General features: G+C 26.3%; 16 protein-coding genes and 1 other annotated feature. Of the genes, 3 read left to right on the top strand and 13 right to left on the bottom strand.

Translation table 11 applies throughout. The features are described from left to right. Window positions 1-170: 170 nt before the first annotated feature. The 13 genes from I2H23_RS07430 to I2H23_RS07485 form a co-directional block, all read right to left on the bottom strand. Complete coding sequence (locus I2H23_RS07430; RefSeq protein WP_166505925.1) at window positions 171-539, bottom strand: YkvA family protein; 369 nt, start codon at window positions 537-539, stop codon at window positions 171-173. Window positions 540-641: 102 nt separating this feature from the next. Then, window positions 642-1,646, bottom strand: coding sequence for an aspartate--ammonia ligase (asnA, locus tag I2H23_RS07435; protein ID WP_166505926.1), 1,005 nt, complete (start codon window positions 1,644-1,646; stop codon window positions 642-644). 171 nt (window positions 1,647-1,817) lie between these two features. Then, window positions 1,818-2,066, bottom strand: a binding site (T-box leader). A gap of 309 nt (window positions 2,067-2,375) precedes the next feature. After that, window positions 2,376-3,413 carry a PTS sugar transporter subunit IIC gene (locus I2H23_RS07440; RefSeq protein ID WP_330615163.1) on the bottom strand — a complete coding sequence of 346 codons (1,038 nt, stop codon included), beginning with the start codon at window positions 3,411-3,413 and terminating at the stop codon, window positions 2,376-2,378. Window positions 3,414-3,531: 118 nt separating this feature from the next. Next, window positions 3,532-3,666 (bottom strand): hypothetical protein, encoded by a 135-nt coding sequence (locus I2H23_RS15470; protein WP_271892550.1) that lies wholly within the window; start codon window positions 3,664-3,666, stop codon window positions 3,532-3,534. Window positions 3,667-3,736: 70 nt separating this feature from the next. Next, window positions 3,737-5,449, bottom strand: a complete 1,713-nt coding sequence (gene ptsP / locus I2H23_RS07445; RefSeq protein WP_092924029.1) for a phosphoenolpyruvate--protein phosphotransferase — start codon at window positions 5,447-5,449, stop codon at window positions 3,737-3,739. Window positions 5,450-5,541: 92 nt separating this feature from the next. Continuing rightward, the gene (locus I2H23_RS07450) at window positions 5,542-5,802 is read right to left on the bottom strand and encodes an HPr family phosphocarrier protein (protein ID WP_092924026.1); all 261 of its coding nucleotides are present in this window, start codon (window positions 5,800-5,802) and stop codon (window positions 5,542-5,544) included. Between the two features lie 261 nt (window positions 5,803-6,063). Next, window positions 6,064-7,275, bottom strand: a complete 1,212-nt coding sequence (locus tag I2H23_RS07455; protein ID WP_195581397.1) for a patatin-like phospholipase family protein — start codon at window positions 7,273-7,275, stop codon at window positions 6,064-6,066. A 91-nt stretch (window positions 7,276-7,366) separates the two neighbouring features. After that, window positions 7,367-7,711 carry a hypothetical protein gene (locus I2H23_RS07460; RefSeq protein ID WP_166505927.1) on the bottom strand — a complete coding sequence of 115 codons (345 nt, stop codon included), beginning with the start codon at window positions 7,709-7,711 and terminating at the stop codon, window positions 7,367-7,369. A 48-nt stretch (window positions 7,712-7,759) separates the two neighbouring features. Next, a complete protein-coding gene (locus I2H23_RS07465; RefSeq protein WP_242977254.1) occupies window positions 7,760-9,484 on the bottom strand; it encodes an Eco57I restriction-modification methylase domain-containing protein in 1,725 nt (574 codons plus the stop codon). A 41-nt stretch (window positions 9,485-9,525) separates the two neighbouring features. Further along, on the bottom strand, window positions 9,526-10,428 hold the full coding sequence (locus I2H23_RS07470; protein ID WP_195581398.1) for a patatin-like phospholipase family protein: 903 nt from the start codon (window positions 10,426-10,428) through the stop codon (window positions 9,526-9,528). Window positions 10,429-10,491: 63 nt separating this feature from the next. Next, complete coding sequence (locus tag I2H23_RS07475; RefSeq protein WP_195581399.1) at window positions 10,492-12,120, bottom strand: putative bifunctional diguanylate cyclase/phosphodiesterase; 1,629 nt, start codon at window positions 12,118-12,120, stop codon at window positions 10,492-10,494. Between the two features lie 149 nt (window positions 12,121-12,269). Beyond that, a complete protein-coding gene (locus I2H23_RS07480; protein WP_092924008.1) occupies window positions 12,270-13,106 on the bottom strand; it encodes an N-acetylmuramoyl-L-alanine amidase family protein in 837 nt (278 codons plus the stop codon). 97 nt (window positions 13,107-13,203) lie between these two features. Beyond that, window positions 13,204-13,848: an undecaprenyl diphosphate synthase family protein gene (locus I2H23_RS07485; RefSeq protein ID WP_092924005.1), complete on the bottom strand. Its 645-nt coding sequence runs from the start codon at window positions 13,846-13,848 to the stop codon at window positions 13,204-13,206. 209 nt (window positions 13,849-14,057) lie between these two features. On the opposite strand from I2H23_RS07485, the gene I2H23_RS07490 reads away from it, so the two are divergent. From I2H23_RS07490 to I2H23_RS07500, 3 genes are all read left to right on the top strand, one after another. Continuing rightward, window positions 14,058-14,528, top strand: a complete 471-nt coding sequence (locus I2H23_RS07490; protein ID WP_166505930.1) for a DUF4358 domain-containing protein — start codon at window positions 14,058-14,060, stop codon at window positions 14,526-14,528. A gap of 219 nt (window positions 14,529-14,747) precedes the next feature. Further along, window positions 14,748-15,974, top strand: a complete 1,227-nt coding sequence (locus I2H23_RS07495; protein WP_330615398.1) for an MBOAT family O-acyltransferase — start codon at window positions 14,748-14,750, stop codon at window positions 15,972-15,974. A gap of 10 nt (window positions 15,975-15,984) precedes the next feature. Next, on the top strand, window positions 15,985-17,139 hold the full coding sequence (locus tag I2H23_RS07500) for a DHHW family protein (protein ID WP_195581401.1): 1,155 nt from the start codon (window positions 15,985-15,987) through the stop codon (window positions 17,137-17,139). Window positions 17,140-17,168 lie beyond the last annotated feature (29 nt).

Here is a 17,168-nt window from a genome sequence, read left to right on the forward strand (position 1 = left end):
TTATATATATTAACTATATGTTTTGTTAATTTATATTTTTTCGACTTATGATACTTTATTATATCATCTGCATTTATATTTTTTTGTCGAAACTTGTACTCAAAAATATATATAATACTATTTTCACAAGTTTTTGTATAAATTAAAAGAAACGGCATAATAGCCGTTTCTTAATCTTTTATATTAAAATTGACATCTTCTATGATATTTGAATTCTTATCTGTTTTGATGATAACTTTATATTTTTCTATTTCTTCATTTATTATTCCCAAACTCCATATTAAAATAAATAAATCATCAATAAAACCAAATAACCCAAGTATAATCTCTGGTATAAAATCTATACCTAATATTAAGTAAAGTAGTCCTACTATTAATGCAAATATTACCTTTGCTTTACTCATTATACTAACTCTACTTTCTTTTAATAAATCTGGTAATTTAAATATATTTATAAAAAACATAAAACCAAATTTAGCTTTTCTAAATCTTACTAATGTTACCTTTAAAAAATTTAATATTTTATCTATAATATTCATAATATTATCACTCCTAAGTTATAAAAAATATTTATTATCTATATATTAGCATTATTATAACTTATATGATATTTTATATAAATATATTAGACTCAATTTGTACTATAGTAAACTTATTCCAGCTTCGTAACATTCTTCTATCATTTCTTTTGGCCAAACTCCAACTTGTACTTCTCCTATATGAGCTTTGTTTAAGAAATACATGCATATTCTAGATTGACCAATTCCTCCACCTATAGTATATGGTAGTTCTCCTTTTAGTAATGCTTGATGATAATCTAAGCTTCTTCTATCATCGCATCCACTTTCTCTTAATTGTCTATCTAAACTTTCTTCATCTACTCTTATTCCCATAGACGATAATTCTAATGCTCTACCTAATACAGGGTTATAGAATAATATATCTCCGTTTAATTCCCAATCATCATAATCAGGACTTCTTCCATCATGTTTTTCACCATTTGAAAGTACTTTTCCTATTTGCATTAAAAATACTGCCCCTTTATCTTTTACTATTTTATCTTCTCTTTCTTTTGGAGTTAACTCTGGATATAAATCTAATAATTCTTGAGATGTTATAAATGTTATCTCCTCAGGAAGTATTTTTTGTATTTCTGGATATATACTTTGTACATGTTCTTCAGTTTCTTTAAATACTTTGTAAATCTTTTTAACCACTTCTTCTAATGTTTCTCTACTTCTTTGTTTTTTATCTATTATAAGTTCCCAATCCCATTGGTCTACATATATAGAATGTATGTTATCTAATTCTTCATCTTTTCTAATAGCATTCATATCTGTATAGATTCCTCTTCCTGTAGGTAATCCATACTTTTTAAGAGCCATTCTTTTCCATTTAGCTAATGATTGAACTATTTCTGCCTTTTTACCTATATCAGGTACCTCAAAGCTTACAGCCTTTTCTATTCCATTTAAGTTATCATTTGTACCAGTTTCAGGTAATACAAATAATGGCGATGATACTCTAGTTAACCTTAGCTCTTCACCTAATCTATGTTCAAAAAAGTCCTTTAAATCTTTTATAGCTTCTTGCGTTTGTATTATACTTAGTTTTGTTTTATATTGTGTTGGTATTATTAAACTCATTTTTATTATCTCCTTTTATTTTTTTATTTAAGGAGTATGACGTCATACTTACTTTAAAACTTAATTAACTATACTTAAGTTTAGTTATTTTTATCCATAGCCTGGCCTTGGCTACATACAAATCTATGAAATTCGGCATATAAAAAAGCCCTTCATCCACTATATATAAAATATAGGGACGAAAGGCATATCTTCCGCGGTACCACCCTGATTAGCTTAATAATAAGCTCACCTTAATAATGTAGCAAGAATAATCTTAGTACATTCCAATTCGATAACGGGTTGGTTCCGTCTAAGCCTACTTTTGTTTCGGTTAGCAACTCCAGGATGTTCTTCAATATAGCCTTCGTGTTGGACTCTCACCGCCACCAACTCGCTTTGACTACGTACTATATCTACTCTTCCTTTCATAGTCTTTGTTATGTTATTGTTAATGATATATTATTATAAATTTTCTGTCAAATCTTTTTTTTATATATATTTTTTTACTACTTTTTATTTTTAAGTATTATATTAATAATAGCTTTATTTTTATAGTAATTATTTATTTAACCTTATATTTAATTAGAAAACTAATATAAAATGTAAATTAATGATTTTTTTAATTAATATTTTTATACTAATTTATATACTAATAAACACAAAAGTTTAAATTATTTCTTATTATATACTATGATAATATTGTAAAAAGTTTCATACTTTATTTAATAAATTTATTATTAACTTAATTTAATCATTATCATTTATGACATCTCCTCTTATTTTGTCAGCTCTTACTATCTTGTAGTTTTTGAATAAAGCATATCCTATATATCCACCTAAAATACTCACTACTATACATCCTGCTGCTGCTATTAAAACTTGTATTGGTGGATTGTAAGCAAACATTATAGCAAACCCAGCTATTGGTGTTGCTGTACCTGGAGTATTATTTACTAGTTGCATTAAAGCTACTATAACACCAGACATTGCCCCTCCTATAAAGTTTGTCGTATATACTGGTATTGGATTTGCAGATATTATATCTGACTGTGTAAGTGGCTCTATTGCTACTGATATTGTATCTTTTTTAGAACCAAATTTCATCTTTGAGAAGAAAATAAAATTCATAAATGAAGAACCAAATACTGCTAATGCACCTATGGCCATTGGAAGTCCTGTAAGACCTATTATAGATGTAAGTGCCATAGAACTAAGTGGTGCTGTTGCAACAACTGTTATAAGTCCACCAAGTATAATACCCATTATTATTGGTGATGTATCTGCTGCCTTTATTAAAACTTGACCTATTTGAAGTAAAGTATTATTTACTATAGGGTCCATTCCCATAGCTATAGCTCTACAAAGTGGCGCTCCTATAACTATGATTACTATTAAATCAAGTCCTGCTGGTACTTTTTTCTCAAAGAATCTAACCACAAAAGATGTTAAGTAACCTGCTATAAACCCTGGAAGTATACCAAATCCTGATACAGATAAACCTACAAGTACAGAATATACTGGTGATACTCCTAAAGCTAGAGGAACAAGTATTGCAGCTGCTACTCCTCCCATAGAACCATTTGCAGATCCTACACTTTCTAAAAACTTAAATCCTAATACTTCTCCAAAAAATGAGAAGTGGAATGCTTCAACTAAGAAACTTGCGCAAGCAGCACTAGCTAATGCTCCCATGGCTTTCATACCATATGGTGCTTTGTAGCTAAATAGAGTAAATAGTGCAAGGACTACTAAAAGTAATCCAGTACCCATTAATATTTCCATCATATTATTTGCCTCCTAAGCTGTCTTTTTTCTTAGTTTAGTTTTTACATTATTTTATTACTTATTCCTCTTTCTAGTAATTAATTTTAAAGTAAATAAAAACAACTCATATATGAGTTGCTTAAGAATTTTTCTTTATATATATTTTTAATAATTTTATAAGTAATATAAGTGCGTATAATACTAATCCTAAAATACCTATGATTATAGCAAAGCAAATTAAAACTATAGGAACAGCTACCATTTGTATATCCATTTTATTTTCACATGTAAAAGGATATCTCTTAAATTGAGATATCCTTTAAATTTTAGCTTTAATATTAAAATTAGAAATTAAAAGTCTTATCTACATGATTTTTTATTTCTTCTGCTGTTGATAATGATAATACTTCATCAGCAAATTTTTTCATATCTTCATATTTAACTGAAGTTATGAATTTTCTAGCAGGAAGTATTGATATTGGACTCATCGAGAATTCATCAAGTCCCATACCTAAAAGTATTGGTATCATTCTTTTATCTCCTGCAGATTCTCCGCACATTCCAACCCATTTTCCTTCTTTGTGTGCATTATCTATAACCATTTTTATAAGTCTAAGTACAGCTGGGTTGAATTGGTTGTATAAGTGACTTATCTTTTGGTTCATTCTATCTACTGCACAAGTGTATTGTATAAGGTCATTAGTTCCTATTGAGAAGAAGTCTACATGCTTAGCTAATATATCAGATATAACAGCAGCTGATGGTATTTCTATCATCATACCTACTTCTACATCTTTAGAATAAGCTATACCTTCTTTATCTAATTCAGCTAGTACTTCTTTTATAATTTCTTTAGCTGATAATAATTCTCCTAATGAAGATATCATAGGGAACATTATTCTTAATCTTCCGTGTACACTTGCTCTATATAATGCTCTTAATTGAGTCTTAAATATTTCAGTTTTATCTAAACATATTCTTATAGCTCTATATCCTAAGAATGGATTCATTTCTTCATCCATTTTAAAGTATGGAAGTTCTTTATCTCCACCTATATCTAATGTTCTTATAACTATAGGCTTATTATCCATTCCTTCTAAAACTGCTTTATAAGCTTCGTATTGCTCTTCTTCAGTTGGGAAAGCATCTTCCTTGTCCATATATAAGAACTCTGTTCTGTATAGTCCAACACCTTCAGCATCGTTATTTATAAGACCTTCAACATCCTTAGGGCTTCCTATATTTCCAGCAAGCTCTACATGCCTTTCATCTAAAGTTATAGATGCTTTTCCTTTTAATTGTTGTAACTCTCTTTTATAATCTTCAAATTCTTTTTTAAGTTTAGTATATTTTTCTATAGTTTCTTCATCTGGATTAACTATAACTTCACCAGTATCTCCATTAAATACTACAAAATCTCCATCTTTTATAGTTTGTGTTGCATCATTAAGTCCTACAACTGCTGCTATTTCTAATGTTCTAGCCATTATAGCAGTATGAGAAGTTCTTCCTCCAATATCTGTTAAAAAACCTAATACCATTTTTTTGTTCATAGTGGCAGTATCTGAAGGTGTTAAATCGTGAGCTATTAATATAACTTCTTCTTCAAGACCTGCTAAATCAACTACTTTTACACCTAATATATGTCTAAGTACTCTATTTGTAACGTCTTTTATGTCTGCTGCTCTTTCTCTCATGTACTCATTGTCCATAGATTCAAACATAGCTACAAACATTTCTTTTATTTCATTTAATGCAAAATCAGCATTTACTTTTTCATCTCTTATTTTATTAGCTGCAGAATCTACTAATTCTGGATCTTCTAAAACTAATAAATGAGATTCAAATATTTGGGCTTCATGCTCCCCTAATTCCTCAAAAGCCTTTTCCTTGACCTTAGTTAATTCCTCTTTTGAAATTTCTACAGCCTTTTGTAACTTTAGTACTTCCTCTTCTACATTATCTATCGACTTTTTTTCTATAACTAATTCACTATGTTCTACTATTAGTGCTTTTCCTAGAGCGATTCCAGGAGATGCTCCTGTTCCTTTATACATAGGTAATCCTCCTAACGATGCATTTTGAAATTTATATATTATTTATTTTCTATACCAAAGAAAACCTCGGCAAGTTCCCGAGGTTTATTTAACTACTCCCCAAATCCACTTTCTATTAATTCAGCTAATGCATTTACTGCAGCTTCTTGATCTTCACCATTAGCAACGATTGTTAACTCGTCTCCTTGAGCTAATCCTAAACTCATTATACCCATTATTGACTTAGCGTTAACTGTCTTTCCTTTAGCGTTAACTTCTACTGTAGATTTGAACTCAGCAGCTTTCTTTACAAACATTCCTGCTGGTCTAGCGTGTAATCCACTTGCATTTGTTATAGTTACTAATTTTTCCATTGTGAAACCTCCAATAAATTTCTTCTTTAAATATTGTTTATAGCTAATTTTTGCTATAATCCTTAATAATTATTTGTTATGCATATAATTATTTTATATGCCCTAAAAGCCTACCTACTAAAATTTTTAATAAAGACTTTTTAGTTTTTTAATTAATAGTATATTTATTAAAAATTCTCTTTAATGGTACTTTATTATTTTACAACAATGGAACGATTTTGTCCAATGGTACTTTTTATGTCCCACCCTGAGAAAATTTAACTAACCTTGTGTTTTAAAATCTTTCAAGAAATAATTGGTAATTATTTTTGCCAATTTATTTTTTTGTAAAGAAATTATAGCTAATGTTTCTGCATTTAATTTATGGCTATTATTATCTGTTATATTTTTATTAACAGTTTCTACTAATTTATTAAAATCATATAATTTTACTCTGCTTATATTATTTTCTTCAAGTTTCTTTTCATATATAGCATAAAATAAATCTTGATATGAGAATTCTTTTTCTAAATTAAGTAGCTCCCCAACTCTAGGTATAACACTTTCTAATAGGCATCTAGTACTTGCCTCTCTTTTTATACCTAGTACTGTACAAAGGTTTTCTATAGTTTCTTTATCTATATGTTTTAATTTATAAAAACAATATTCTTCATCATACTTATAATCTGCATTAAAATAGTATTTAATACCTTCATATCTATTGTAGGCTTTCATAGTGTCTAAATATCCTAAATCTATATTTCTCTTTACACTATCCTTGTCTTTATTTAAAGAGCCTCCTAAATACTCTGATGGTATTATTGTTTTTATATTTATATCTTGATGCTTGTTTAAATTTTTCTTACCCAAAAAGTCATCTAATAATCTTATTACAACTAAATCTTCATATCCTTTATCTACTAAAAGGCTTATTGGCATATTATCAAAAAACATACCATCTAAATAAAGCTTATCATCTATTTTATCTAATTTAAATATAGGTAAACTTGCACTTGCTATTAAGTAGTCTACTAATTTACCTTTTGGTATTTGTTCTAAGTACATAGGATGAGGATTTATTTTTTTATCCCAAGTAACTGTAACTAATCCAAAGTCACGTTTAGAGTTTCTAATTGCATCTTCGTTTAAGGTATCTTGGAGTAGTTTTTTAAGTGGACTTATATCAATACCTTCATTTTTTCTAGCTTTATTCATAAGCTCAATTACAGTATTAAAACTTTTGGTTGTAAAATCTACATTTTTATATTTTTCATATGTTTCTTCGTCTATATTCATAAAATGAGTATAGTCGTATTTCAACCAAATTTCCTCCATTACTTCTATGTCATTTTGAAGTATATAGGCTCCATTTAAAGCTCCTATTGATGTACCTGCTACACCATTAAACTCAATACCTAAGTCTATTAAAGCTTTGTAAGCTCCTATTTGGTAGGCACCTTTGGTACCTCCACCTTCTAAAATTAAACCCTTCATTATATCACCTATTTTATAAAGAAAGATATATACTTTTAGTAATTACATTTTATCATAAAAATAATAGAAAAGTATATATCTTTCAAATATTTTATCTTACTTCACTTATTGAACCTATTGTCTTTACATGCTTGTTAAACATTCGCTCTTCTATTTTAGATAAACTTACTTTATCCATTATATAATTATTTGAATCTATTAAATATATTCTCTTATAACCACTCTTAAAAAACGACATACATATTTTTTTTATATCATCATCTTCTTCACATTCAAATATATATGGCTCAACAACTAAGCTATATTTACTTCCCCTTAATTCTCTTGTCATTTGTTTATAATTATTTAAAAAATCTTTAGCTTCACGGCTACTTATATACCCACTAACTTCTATATGAACAATTTGCCTCGTCTCATCTATATTAGCTTTTATCATATAGTCCCCTCCTTAAAATTAAGTTTTATACACTATATGAATTTCAAACTACATTAGTGATTTTATGTCTAATGAGTCTTTTATAAGATTATCTATTTCTAGTTGTAAGCTATCTATTTCCTTATTGTTATTTATATTATGTATTATTAATTTTGATAAATTTTCTATTTTATGATAATTATCATCTTTAAATATTTTTATTTTCATTACTTTATTTGGATAATAATCATAAATATTTTTACTTATCTTTTTAGCATTTATTTTATAATATCTATCATATATATTTGAGTTTAATATGCCAACTATATACTCTTCTGAAAACTCCTTTTTATATTCTTCTTTTATAAAAAATGAGTATACATCTGCACTACAAAAACTATTATTGTAATCTATTGCAAATTTATTTTGAGAAGATTTATAAGGATACATTATTTTTATTTGTTCAAATAAATTTTTATCTCTTCCCCATTGAAGTTTATACCACTTTCTTGTGTTGTTTACACATTCTCTTCTTTTGCATAGTTTATCTTTATATTTTCCTATTATTTCCCCTATTTCTAACTTATAATCATTTTCGTCTTTTATATCATCTGAATATATTAGTTTATAGTTGCTACTTGAAATTGTGTATTTATTTATATTTTTATTTTTTATCCAGTTTCTTAATAATTTCTTATCTACCTTGTTTATTTTTTCATCTTTTATATCTAGTACAAAAGCTTTGTCACATCCTGTGATTATCCCTTGAAAGCTTGTAACTATATCTTCTAGAATATAATTACAATTATTTTGTATTTTATTATATAGTTTTTTATCATTTTCATTTAATATAATCCAATTTTCATCTAGGTTTTCTTGGTCTATGTAAAATTTTTCGAATTTATTATTTTTTAGTAGATATCTTAAATCTTCTATTTGCATATTTTCATTTACTGGTTTTAATATATCTATTTTGCTATTTTTATTTAAATCTTTAACTAAAGTTAGTATACAACTACAAATTCCTATATTTTTAAATACAGAAACTCCTAAAAAATCTATAATTTCTTTTATGTATGTATTTTTTGATATATATTTTCTTAAGTGTTTTCCTGACGGGCTTTCTATAAAGTACCTAGGAGTTATTAAGCTACATACTCCACCTTTTTCTAGTAAATTTATGCACTTTTCATAAAAACAAAAATATAAATCAGATTTATCTCTATATGTATTTTTATATTCTTTAAGTAGGAATTTTTTATATTCTTTATCTAACTTTTTATGACCTATATATGGAGGATTTCCTATTATGTAATCAAATTTTTCATTAAAGTTATGCTTTAAGCTATCAGTACAGTATATATTTAAATTTTTAACCAATATGCTATCGCTCTTTTTATTTAGAGACTCTATTAGTATATCTATTGCATCTTTATCTATATCGTATCCATATATACAATTACTTAATATATGACTATGAATATTTTCCAATATAAATTTATCTCCATATAGTTCATTTAATTTTTCTATGTTATTTTCTATTAGTTCATATAGTACATCATAAGCTTTTAACAAAAAATTACCGCATCCACAAGATATATCTAATACCTTTGGACACGGGTTATCTATTATATCATGTTTTTTTAATGTATTTTCAAGTATATAATCTACTATTTCTCTTGGTGTATAGTAAATTCCCTTTTCTTGTTTTTTTAATGTATCTAAGCTATTTTCATAGTTTTTAGATACTACAAAATTATCCCCCTTAGTGTGTTTTTCCATCTTCCCCTCCAAATTTTAATATCCCCCTTTTTATTGTAGCACATATAATTTATTTACTTCCATTTTGTGTTTAGCCAGTTAATAATATCTTTTACATCGTAATCATTAGAAACTTTATTTAAATAATCTAGAGCATTATAATTATCCATGCCTATATCTATATCTGTCTTAGGGTTTACTCTAAAATAATTATCTTCTAATAGCTTTTTGCAAAACTCGTTGCTAGTACTTAAACTACTTTCTAGTACTACAGATATTATTGGAAAATCAGGTTCATTGCTTAATATCCAATCTAGTGCTCCCCATTCACTAGTATCTTCTATTATTTTATCAAATTTATATCCTGTACCTATTGATAGTATCCTCATATCGTTTATACTTTTACCAATCTCTTTTGACATTGCATATATCAAACAAGCTAAACTTGGATTATTTGCCATTATCCCACCATCTATATGATTTTTATAGGTTGAGAAAAAAATTAAAGCTGCACAGCTTGACATAGCAACATCTACAACTCTTGCATTTTCTGTTTCTGAATTTGGTAGATTGTTGTAATATATAGCTCTCCAAGAATTATTGTCATCCCCTATATAAAAAGTAGGAATTACAACGAGTTTTTTTAAGTCCTTCAATCTTAAATCCTCTGGAAATATACTAAGTAGTACTTTTTTTAAATTATCATTATTATATTTTGGTCTAAATATTTCTTGTTGAGGATTTTTAAATATATATTTAGCATATTCTAATGAATATAGTTTTTTTATACTTTCACAACTTAATCCATAAGAAAGACCTAGAGCTATTAAGCTACCTGTTGAAGTTCCCCCTAATAAATTAGTTTCTTTTAATATATTTGGGTACTCTTTTTGTATTTTGTCAAATAGTCTTATACTTAAAGATCCCCTAAGACCACCACCATCAAATGTAAGCATATTAAAAGTAGATTTGTTCATATTTTCCCCCATTAAAATTTACTTTAATGTAAATTATGCAAAAATAAATAGGATGGTACCATCCTATTTATCTTTATATAATGATTTATCTTTAATCAACCTATTAAACTTTTCTTCTTCTAATGGCTTTGAATATACATAGCCTTGCACGACCTCTGCATTTATATTTTTTAATATCTCTATTTGACTTGTATTTTCTACACCTTCGCATATAGTCATTAATTCTAAATCCTTTGATAAATTTAATATAGACTTTACCATAACTTGAGTTTTTAAATCTTTTTCTATATCATTTAAAAGTGATTTATCTAATTTTAAAACATCTATACATATATCTTTAAGGCCACTTAAGTTTGAATTTCCAGTACCAAAGTCATCCATAGCTATCTTTATACCTAAAGACTTTATATCACTTAATTTCTTGTTTATAAACTTTAAATCCTTTAAAGCTGTAGTTTCTGTTACTTCTATCTCTATTAAATTTGGATTTATTTTATATTTTTTTAACATTTCTTCAATAAAATCTACTAAATCCTTTTGGTATAACTCTACCCTAGATAAATTTATTGCTATTGGAACTACATCTAATCCTTCATTTTCTTGTTTCTTTATAATTTTACAAACTTCTTCTAATACCCAACGACCTATTTTATTTATAAATCTAGTTTTTTCTGCTAAAGGTATAAATACCATCGGACTTATCATACCTCTTGTTGGGTGTTCCCATCTTATTAGAGCTTCTGCCCCTACTATATCTTTTGTGTGTATATTAAACTTTGGCTGATAATATAATCTAAGTTGATTATTATCTATAGATTTAAATAAATCCCTTTCTAACTCTATCAACTTTTTCTTTTCTTGTTTTAACTTTTCATCAAAGATTACATGACTTATATTATTTATCTCCTTAGATTTAATTCTAGCCATATCTGCATTACTTATAATTTTTTCTATATCATCTTCACCTTGTTCTAATTCACATAACCCAATAGAGACATTTACACTTATATTAAAATCTTTAAGATTTACATTTATAATTTTAGTTTTTATTAGTTCTAATATATCCTTTATATCTTCTTTTGATTTTATCTTAGTAATTATTATAAATATATCTCCTGTAATTCGACCGTAGATTCCTCTATCTTTGAAGTATTTATCTATGTTAATAGCAATGGAGTTTAATACTTCATCGCCGGCTTTATATCCATATACATCATTTATTATTTTAAATTTATCTATATCAAAATTTATAGCTATTAGATTTTTATTTTTATTATCTGATAAATATTTTTTACCTTCAATTAAAATTTCATTATATCTTACGAACTCATGCATTTTCTTATAAGATTTTTTACCTAAAAATGTTTTTATTTTCTTATTTATGATTATAATTATGTAAATTATTATTAAAAAAATAATTATTCTTATTATTCCTATTTTTATAATATTACTTTTATCTAAGTAACTATATTTTATATAATTTCCATCTACATCATTTATTTTTAAAGAGAATATATGATTATTATCTCTAACGGCTTCGTCTAATTTTTCTATTGCCAATTCTTTTTTAATACTGTTTTCTATACCTTTTTCTGAGTGCAATATCCAAGAAAATCCAATTAGTAAAGCAATCAATATAAACAATATAATATTACTACAAATATACCTTTTATAATTCCCTCTTATTTTCATCTACTTTCCCCTATTTTTTTAATTCATTACTATAATATTGTAAATTAATTTTAAACTCAAATCAACCTAAATCGACATATACCTATCTAAATAGCTATGAAACTTAATTATAGTATCTTATAATAAAAAAGTAGCTAACTAATAGTTAACTACTTTTTACTATTTTTATCTAAAAATGATAGTATTCCTTGAGCAATTCCCTCTGATAATCTATTTTGATAAGTATTATCTAAAAGTTTATCTCTCTCTTCTTTATTACTTATAAATCCACATTCCACTACTACTGATGGCATATATGTTTGTTGTAATACTTGTATATGCTGTTGCTTTACGCCTCTATCTTTCATAGTTACATATGCTTTCATAGTGTTTTGTATAGTTTCTGCTAATTGCTTAGATTTATCGCTAGGGTCTGCATCTTGTCTATAATAAGTTTCTACCCCATTTGCAGTATTACCACCTGTTTCTGCATTCATTTGTATAGATATAAATGCATCTGCATTTTGAGAATTTGCAAGTATTGCTCTATCTGAAGTATTTAAAGTTTTATCATCAGTTCTTGTTAGTATTACTTGTATATCATTTTGATTTGATAAAACAGCAGCTACCTTCTTTGATATGTCTAGAGCTAGATCTTTTTCATATACTGCTTCATTGTCTCCTGGTGACTTAATTCCAACATTTCCTGTGTCATCTCCACCGTGACCTGGGTCTATTACCACAGTATGTTTTGCTTCTAGAGGTGTACTAGATTCTGACTCTAAATCAAATTGCTTATTTTCCTCTATTTCCTTTTGTTTTTGTATTTCTTGTGATTTAGCTTCTTTTATATTCCCTATAAGTTTAGAAGTAGATGCAGCAACTTTACTTATCCCAAATATTAGTGCTATGAATATACAAATTACAAAGATTAGCTTTTTCTTGTTGATTCTTCTTGTTTTAGTTTTTCTCACACTTTGCTTTCTTATATTCCTTCTTTTTGACATTGCTATCCCTTCCTGAAATCATTTTGAATTTCTCTAATGTATTTTAACATTTAAGAAGGTTAAATTGCAACTTAATGTCCTTATTTAATTGATGATTTTATCCTCCAAGGGTTATATCTTGTTGATCATACCAAGCTAATGCTTCATTTATATGATTTTTGTTAAAGTCAGGCCAATAATCATCTACTACATAAAAATCTGCATATATAGATTGTACTGGCAAAAATCCACTTAAACGTCTTCTACCACCCCATCTAATAATTAAATCTAACCTAGATACATCATTAGATTGTATATTGTTATGTATATTATTTTTATTTACTCCTTTTGCATTAGCTAGTGTATTTAAATCCCAATACCAACCATAATTAACTAATAAATTAGCTCTTATCTGACCTGGCTTTTCTTTAGTTCTTGTAGTATATGGTAAAAGTTCTTTGGGAAACATTTTAGAGTCGGAATTTCCTATTACTAATAAAGATGCTCCTTCATCTAAAAGCCTATTAGCTGCCTCAATACACGCTTTAGTAAATGACTCTGTCTGATAACTAGGTCTTCTTGTGTTATCTGTAGTAAATCCATAAAAGGTTACTTCTTCAACTCCTAAATCTCTTAACTGTCTATAACTTTCAATACCAGGATCTAATCCATTTTCATATCCTTTATCTTTCCCCATTCCTTTATCTTGTGCCCATCTTCTATTACCATCTGGTATTATCCCAACATGTTTTGGTATTCTCATATGCTTCACCTCTCTATTGGAATTATTTACAATTTTTCTAAAAATTACTCCTTATATATTAAATTTAATGTTCCTTACTTTTACATTTAATTGTGTATATTTTAAATTTAAATGGTAATATCTACCAATAATTTTAATATTAAATTAATTGATTTTAACTATTACATATAGTAGACTATATTTAATATGGATAAATTTGGGAGGTTTTCATGAAAAAATTTTTAGCACTATTTACACTTATTTTTTCTTTAGGCTTAGTTGGATGTTCATCTAAAGCTGAAGTTAAAGATGTCCCTGTAAATGATATAAAAGATGCTATAAATAATGAAGCCACTTTACCTGTTCAACCAGTAGCTGATGTAGATGCAAAAGACTTCTATATATTTGAATCTGTAAAAGATAATATACAAGAGGGCTTTGTATTACAGTCTATGATGAATGTCAATCTTCAAGATGTTTTTGTGGTTAAGACTGACAATGTTGAAAAGATTAAAAGTGCTATTGATGAATATAAAAATGGTGATTCATTTAAAATGTTTGCAGATGGTTATGGTGGGGAAAATAATATAACTGCTGCAGCTAATTCAATATTAAAAAATAAAGGGAATTATGTTTACTTTATAGCTACTAATAATGCAACAGATGTAGAATCTAAAATATTAAAAGTAATAGAAAAATAAAAATATAAAAGCTGTCTCAAAATAAATTGTGACAGCTCTTTTTATATAAACTTTAGGAGGTTTATTAATTTGGTTTTTAGCAGTATAACATTTTTATTTTATTTTTTACCATTAGTTTTATTTTTTTATTTTATATCTCCTAACAAAATAAAAAATTTAGTACTTTTGGTTTTTAGTTTGATATTTTATGCATGGGGAGAACCTGTATATATTTTTATAATGTTGTTTTCTTGTATAGTTGACTATGTACATGCTCTAATAATTGATAAATACAGAGGAACTTTTAAATCTAAGTTAGCTTTAATATCTTCTATTATTATTAATTTAAGCTTACTTGTTTTTTTTAAGTATAGTGATTTTTTTATATCTCTACTAAATAGTTTAATCAATTTAAATATACCTTTATTAAATCTTAGTCTTCCTATTGGTATTAGTTTTTATACATTTCAAACTATGTCTTATAGTATAGATGTTTATAGAAATGATTCTCCTGTTCAAAAAAATATAATAAACTTAGGTACTTTTATAACACTATTTCCACAGCTAGTTGCAGGACCTATAGTTAGATATCACGATATATCACATCAACTTATTAATAGATGTATTAGTTTTGATAAAATTTATGAGGGCGTTTATAGGTTTATAATAGGTATATTAAAGAAGGTAATAATTGCAAATAATCTAGGGGCTATATGGTTTAGTATTAAATCTATACCTTTTTTTGATTTATCTAATTTAACGGCTTGGCTTGGAATAATCTGCTTTACCCTTCAAATATACTTTGACTTTTCAGGTTATTCTGATATGGCAATAGGTCTTGGTAAAATATTTGGTTTTGACCTTTTAGAGAATTTTAATTTTCCTTACATTTCGAAATCTATAACTGAATTTTGGAGAAGATGGCATATAAGTCTTGGTATATGGTTTAGAGATTATTTATATATTCCTCTTGGCGGTAATAGATGTAGTAAGAGTAGATGGATTTTTAATATTTTTATAGTTTGGTTTTTAACTGGGCTTTGGCATGGGGCTAGCTTTAACTTTATATTGTGGGGACTTTACTTTGGTATTATTCTAATAATTGAAAAATTATTCTTATTAGAAATTCTAAAAAAACTACCTAAGTTTTTAAGTCATATATATGTTATGTTTTTAGTTATTATAGGATTTGTTATATTTGAGATAACAGATATTAATAGTATTTTAATCTATCTAGGCTCTATGTTTAACTTTAATAATACCTTTGTAGATAGTACTTTTTATTATTATTTTATACCTAATATAATTTTAATAGTTTTTTCTATAATAGCATCTACTCCTATTATAAAAATAATTCTAGATAAATATGAAATTTTAAGATTTATAACTTTAATTGTTGGATTTATAGTGGCGACTTCATTTTTAGTAGACTCCTCTTTCAATCCATTTCTATATTTTAGATTTTAGGAGGTAAGCTTTGAAAAAGAATTATAATATTTTAAAACTTATGACTTTAATTTTTTTCTTTGCTTTTATATTTATAGTACCTTTAAGTACATTATTTACTCAAGATAAAAAAATTAGTGAAATAGAAAATAAAATACTTACTCAGTTTCCACAAATTTCTCTAGAAGATATTTATAGTAAAAGATTCTTTAAGGATTTTGATAACTATACTTCTGATCAATTTCCGCTTAGAGCTAATTTTTTAGAAATAAAAAATTCTTTTAGTTATTTAGTAGGGCAAAGAGAATTTAGAGAAATATATCTAGGAAAAAAACATAGACTTATGGAAAAGTTTGTATTTAATAAGGATATAATAGATAAAAATATTTCCCAGGTCATAAATATGTCAAAATATGTTTACGATAAATATAATATATCTTCTACCTTAATGATAGTACCTAATTCTATAGCCTTTTATAAAGATGAACTTCCTTCTTGGGCTATAACTGATAATCAATATGATACCCTAAATTATATAAATAATAATATAATCTCTATTTCTAAAGACATAGAGCTATCTAATGGTAATAGTTTTATTAATTTTTATACTCCTTATAGTGTTTTAAATAAATATAAACAATTACCAATATACTTTAATACAGACCATCATTGGACTCAGCTTGGGGCAAAAATAGCTTATGATGATATGAATAATACACTTAATATAGATAATATTTCAAAAGATTATAATAAAGTATCTAATAACTTTTATGGTACCTATTATTCAAAGGCAATGCTACCTATGATAAAAGGTGATGATATATACTTTTATGATAAATATAACAATTTTAATATAACTATTGATTTTAATAAAAAATACAATACTTTGTATGATAAAGATAAGCTAAGTGGAAAAAATAAATATCAATACTTTCTTCATGGAGATCCTGGTATATGTCTTATAGATGGTAGTGGATATGGTGAAATTTTAATATTTAAAGATTCTTATGCTCATAACTTTATCCCCTTTTTAGCTTATGATTATGCTAAGATACATGTTATTGACCCTAGATATTATAAGGTAGATATAGATAAGTACTTAAGTGAAAATAATATTGATAAAATTCTTTATATACATAATCTACAAAGTATAAATACTTATAATCTCTATAGAAATATACTTTAAAATAAACATTATTAAAAAAGCTATGAAAT

This window comes from Romboutsia sp. BSD2780061687b_171204_C1 (assembly GCF_015560225.1).
GTDB classification, from domain to species: Bacteria; Bacillota; Clostridia; order Peptostreptococcales; family Peptostreptococcaceae; genus Romboutsia_C; species Romboutsia_C hominis.

Excerpts from the sequence above, each read along its gene's own strand:
- I2H23_RS07490 (WP_166505930.1), top strand. The coding sequence starts at position 14,058 with ATGAAAAAATTTTTAGCACTATTTACACTTATTTTTTCTTTAGGCTTA.
- I2H23_RS07460 (WP_166505927.1), bottom strand. The coding sequence starts at position 7,711 with ATGATAAAAGCTAATATAGATGAGACGAGGCAAATTGTTCATATAGAA.
- ptsP (WP_092924029.1), bottom strand. The coding sequence starts at position 5,449 with ATGTATAAAGGAACAGGAGCATCTCCTGGAATCGCTCTAGGAAAAGCA.
- I2H23_RS07440 (WP_330615163.1), bottom strand. The coding sequence starts at position 3,413 with ATGATGGAAATATTAATGGGTACTGGATTACTTTTAGTAGTCCTTGCA.
- I2H23_RS07475 (WP_195581399.1), bottom strand. The coding sequence starts at position 12,120 with ATGAAAATAAGAGGGAATTATAAAAGGTATATTTGTAGTAATATTATA.
- I2H23_RS07455 (WP_195581397.1), bottom strand. The coding sequence starts at position 7,275 with ATGAAGGGTTTAATTTTAGAAGGTGGAGGTACCAAAGGTGCCTACCAA.
- I2H23_RS07470 (WP_195581398.1), bottom strand. The coding sequence starts at position 10,428 with ATGAACAAATCTACTTTTAATATGCTTACATTTGATGGTGGTGGTCTT.
- I2H23_RS07450 (WP_092924026.1), bottom strand. The coding sequence starts at position 5,802 with ATGGAAAAATTAGTAACTATAACAAATGCAAGTGGATTACACGCTAGA.
- I2H23_RS15470 (WP_271892550.1), bottom strand. The coding sequence starts at position 3,666 with ATGGATATACAAATGGTAGCTGTTCCTATAGTTTTAATTTGCTTTGCT.
- I2H23_RS07485 (WP_092924005.1), bottom strand. The coding sequence starts at position 13,848 with ATGAGAATACCAAAACATGTTGGGATAATACCAGATGGTAATAGAAGA.
- I2H23_RS07480 (WP_092924008.1), bottom strand. The coding sequence starts at position 13,106 with ATGTCAAAAAGAAGGAATATAAGAAAGCAAAGTGTGAGAAAAACTAAA.
- I2H23_RS07495 (WP_330615398.1), top strand. The coding sequence starts at position 14,748 with ATGTTGTTTTCTTGTATAGTTGACTATGTACATGCTCTAATAATTGAT.
- I2H23_RS07430 (WP_166505925.1), bottom strand. The coding sequence starts at position 539 with ATGAATATTATAGATAAAATATTAAATTTTTTAAAGGTAACATTAGTA.
- asnA (WP_166505926.1), bottom strand. The coding sequence starts at position 1,646 with ATGAGTTTAATAATACCAACACAATATAAAACAAAACTAAGTATAATA.